At 51.5% G+C, this 3,863-nt stretch carries 5 protein-coding genes; 1 reads left to right on the plus strand and 4 read right to left on the minus strand.

The features are described from left to right. On the plus strand, positions 1-767 hold a 767-nt coding region (locus tag J4G02_22310; protein ID MCE2397245.1), incomplete at its 5' end, for a hypothetical protein. Positions 768-877: 110 nt separating this feature from the next. Here J4G02_22310 and J4G02_22315 read toward each other — a convergent pair. The 4 genes from J4G02_22315 to J4G02_22330 form a co-directional block, all read right to left on the minus strand. Continuing rightward, on the minus strand, positions 878-1,960 hold the full coding sequence (locus J4G02_22315; protein MCE2397246.1) for a Zn-dependent alcohol dehydrogenase: 1,083 nt from the start codon (positions 1,958-1,960) through the stop codon (positions 878-880). Between the two features lie 160 nt (positions 1,961-2,120). Next, entirely contained in the window at positions 2,121-2,522 is a 402-nt protein-coding gene (locus J4G02_22320) for a GxxExxY protein (protein MCE2397247.1), read from the minus strand. Positions 2,523-2,623: 101 nt separating this feature from the next. Continuing rightward, positions 2,624-3,499, minus strand: a complete 876-nt coding sequence (locus tag J4G02_22325) for a TauD/TfdA family dioxygenase (GenBank protein MCE2397248.1) — start codon at positions 3,497-3,499, stop codon at positions 2,624-2,626. Positions 3,500-3,554: 55 nt separating this feature from the next. Continuing rightward, on the minus strand, positions 3,555-3,863 hold a 309-nt coding region (locus J4G02_22330), incomplete at its 5' end, for a hypothetical protein (GenBank protein ID MCE2397249.1).

Raw genomic sequence — 3,863 nt, forward strand, 5'->3', positions numbered from 1 at the left:
CAACGGAGAAGATGTTTGACATGATGTTCCGGATGGCTACCCCTTACGGCAGCACTGGAATCGCAAGCTATGCTATCAGTGCTGTTGACCTTGCCCTATGGGATCTGAAGGGCAAGCTGTTGAACCGACCGGTCTATGAAATTCTTGGCGGACCTCAGAAGGATAGCATCTTCTGTTATTCCACCGGATTCGAGACCGAATGGTACATGGAGTTAGGTTTCAAGGCGACCAAACTCCCGCTGCCCTATGGACCCGCCGATGGATTGGAAGGGCTCAATAAAAATGAGGCAGAAGTAGCAAGAACGCGCGAACTGATCGGCGACGATGTAGAATTGATGCTAGACTGCTGGCTGTCGCTGGATGTGGAGTACACCATTCGGCTCGCCGAGCTGTTGAGACCCTACCGCCTCAAGTGGCTAGAGGATTATCTGATACCGGAAGACTTTGAGGGATTCGCTGAGGTGCGTCAGCGATTGCCTTGGCAGACACTCGCTACCGGCGAACATTGGTATATGCCGTTACCTTTCTCAATGGCTGCTAGCCAGCGGCTCGTCGATATCTTCCAACCGGATGTGCTATGGGCGGGCGGAATCACGTCGTGCGTGCGGATTTGTCATCTTGCGGAAGCAGCCGGCATCTCGGTTATCCCTACGGACAGCATCTCGCCTTTGCAATGCCCGCCATCTCGTGGGGCGAACGCTCCGAGGGTGTCTCGCCACCGGGTGTACCACCCGAAGAGATGGTCGCCATCCCCGGAACGGCTGTAATCAGGGATGGTCAGCTTGTGCCTAACGATGCGCCGGGATTTGGGATTGAGGTAAATAGGGATTGGTTGGAAAGTGTCGTTGTGTAATAAAGAAATAAGCGCGCTATTCCCTCAAAACTGAATCACCCCACGAGCGACATTAAGCAGATCATCAAATGCCTCGTTGATCTCCTCCAATTGATAGGTGCGGCTAATCAGTTCGTCCAATTTGAGGACACCAGCGCGGTAAAGTGCCAGCAGGCGAGGCATATCATCGCGGGGGCGCGCTGAGCCGTAGGTGCTCGTCATCACCATCTTTTCCCCACCGAGTATGCCGGGCTCCAGAGACAGCGGTTCGCGATCGGGTACGCCGATCCAGATTGCCTTCCCTCGAGGTCGTATGGCGCGTATTGCTTGTTCGTATGTCACATTCACCCCAATTGCTTCAATCGCATAATCAGCACCTAACCCATCTGTCAGGGATTGGATCTCTGGGATGGGATCGAGGTTGCTAGCGTTGATGGTATGGGTCGCGCCAAGCTGCCGTGCCATTTCCAACTTAGCATCCAGCAGATCTACCGCGATAACCTTCTCGGCACCCGCGACAGCCGCACCTTGAATGGCGTTCAAACCAATGCCACCCGTCCCGAATACCACGACGCTGCTCCCCGGACGCACCTGAGCCGTATTGGTTGCAGCACAAAATCCTGTCGTGACGCTACAACCGATCAGCGCAGCTTTGTCTAATGGAATCTCTTTGTCAATCGGTATAGCGGACTCTTGGGGAATTACGGTATATTCCGCAAAGGACGCGACCCACGCATAATGGTGGATCGGCTTTCCGTTCTTTTTGTAGCGTGTTGTGCCATCAAAGAGGCAGCCACGTTCGCTTTGTCTCGCTTTCAGGCATAGGTTGGGATAGCCTTGCGTACAGTAGATACAATATCCACAAGAGGGCACCCATGACAGAATCACATGGTCGCCCGGCTTCACCAAAGTGACACCCTCTCCGACCTCCTCGACAACCCCTGCCCCCTCATCTCCTAACACTACTGGAAGCGGATAGCTGATCTTGCCTGTAACCGCATGGTAACAACTGTGACAAACACCCGTTGCGGCGACCTTGACGACGACTTCGCCCTGCTTCGGGCTTTCCATTTCAATATCTTCGACAACAACCGGTTGGTTTAATTCATACAAGACAGCAGCTTTCATAATTCCTCCTCATCCGATACAGAGTGGATTTCCCTCCATACAAAATCTTATCATTTTAACGCAAGGGCGCAAAGGTGCAAAGCCGCAAGGATGGAAAAAATTTTAAGGGGCCCTGTTCCTGGCATCCTCGCCTTGAAACCAAAGACACTGGATTGAGTTTTCACAAGTTATTTACTACACGATGTATACCATCTTTGACCATTCGCTCACCGAAGTTGATTACCATGCCCAACTTGAGGCCGGTGAGTCGAAGATAGGTGAGTGTCTGCGCTTCAAATACAGTGTTATAGTTCAACGTTGCTTTACATTCGATGATGACTTTACCATCGATTAGCAAGTCTATAAGCAATGGGGTCGCTAGGGTGTTCGATTTATAGGTGATTGGGACTTCTACCTGTCGGACTACATGCAAACCTACATCGGATAGTTCCCATGCAAGTGCTTCCTCATAAAAGCTCTCTAGCAAACCCGGTCCACCAAGTGTGCGATGAACTTCAATCGCACAAAGAACAATTTTCCGGCTTATCTCGTTTTCCGATCGGTTAGAACGATGCCAGTGCATAAATTCATCTCTTTTTGATTTAATGAAAAGATGCAAAGGCACAATGAAGCAAAAACTTCAAGACCTTTGCGTCTTTGCGTCCTCGCGTCTTTGCGTTAAAATCAAACAGCGTTGAAATTAGACAGGAACGGTTTATCGCCGCAGATTGTTGTTCTGTGCATGTGCCGCGGTGTATCTTCCCCATAATCCCGAATGGCATGATGAATTGTGCAGCGGTTGTCCCAGAAAACCAGGTCGTTCACCTGCCATTGGTGGCGATAGATGAAAGCAGGTTGCGTGATGTGCTGGAAGAGATACTCTAGCAGCGGTTCGCTCTCTTCCTCTGTCATATCGACAAAACGCGATGTAAAGCCGGGATTGATGAACAACGCCTTACGGCCGGTCGTCTGATGGGTACGGACCACCGGATGTTGGACAGGTGGTGTCTTTTTTTTCGCGGCTTCATTGAGCCGTGCCGTAGCTCCTCTCTTTGAGAAATAGCGCTTATCGGCATGACCGAAATCGTGAATCGCCCAGAGCTGTTCGAGCATCCGTTGCAGCCCTACCGATAGCGTGTCATACGCCAGATACATATTGGCGAACATCGTGTCTCCACCGATCTCAGGAATTTGTAGCGCGTACATCATCGAACCCATCGCCGGTACTGCCTTATAGCTGAGATCCGAATGCCAGTAGGTACCGGCGTATGCTCTGCCCTTTGGTTTGCCGTTCTCAACCACATTGGAGACCACATAGATTTCCGGATAACCCTCCAGCAGCGCCTCAGAGATGACATGCGTCTCAAGGGAACCGAACAGTTGACTGAACGCAACGTGCTGCGCCGGTGTCAGATGCTGATCACGAAAGACAAGCACCCCATGTTCGGCAAGTGCCCCCTCAAGCACGTCAAAGGTATCTCGGGGCACGGGAATCGAAAGATCGACACCCTTTACCAGCGCACCCACCGCCGGCGATATTTTTTGGATTGAAATTGACATCGGTGCCCCTCCTTTCCTCGTCAAAGATATGGATGTGATGTTATATTATGTGGCTTCAAACCCATTCGGTATCCTGCTTGGATCGCCACGGTGCTTGACGGCTGTAGCCCTCTGCTCCACGTCGCGCTACAGGTGGATTTTCCCGCAACACCTCTTCGTTCATTTCAATGCCGATGCCGGGGGCAGCTGGTATGTCAAAGTATCCATCCTTCTGGCGAGGAAATTCACCGACAATTACCTGATCAAACCATGGTGCATGACCGCCCTCTTGAATCATGAAGTTCGTCGTGCAGACATCAACTTGTATTGCCGCCATCGTGTTGACTGGACCGTAGGGATTGTGGGGCTGAAAGCCGACATAGTA

It is taken from the genome of Candidatus Poribacteria bacterium, from assembly GCA_021295755.1.
Classification (GTDB): domain Bacteria; phylum Poribacteria; class WGA-4E; order WGA-4E; family PCPOR2b; genus PCPOR2b.

What these genes read in the sequence shown, in the direction of transcription:
- J4G02_22320 (MCE2397247.1), bottom strand. Translation starts at nt 2,522, where the DNA reads ATGCACTGGCATCGTTCTAACCGATCGGAAAACGAGATAAGCCGGAAA.
- J4G02_22315 (MCE2397246.1), bottom strand. Translation starts at nt 1,960, where the DNA reads ATGAAAGCTGCTGTCTTGTATGAATTAAACCAACCGGTTGTTGTCGAA.
- J4G02_22325 (MCE2397248.1), bottom strand. Translation starts at nt 3,499, where the DNA reads ATGTCAATTTCAATCCAAAAAATATCGCCGGCGGTGGGTGCGCTGGTA.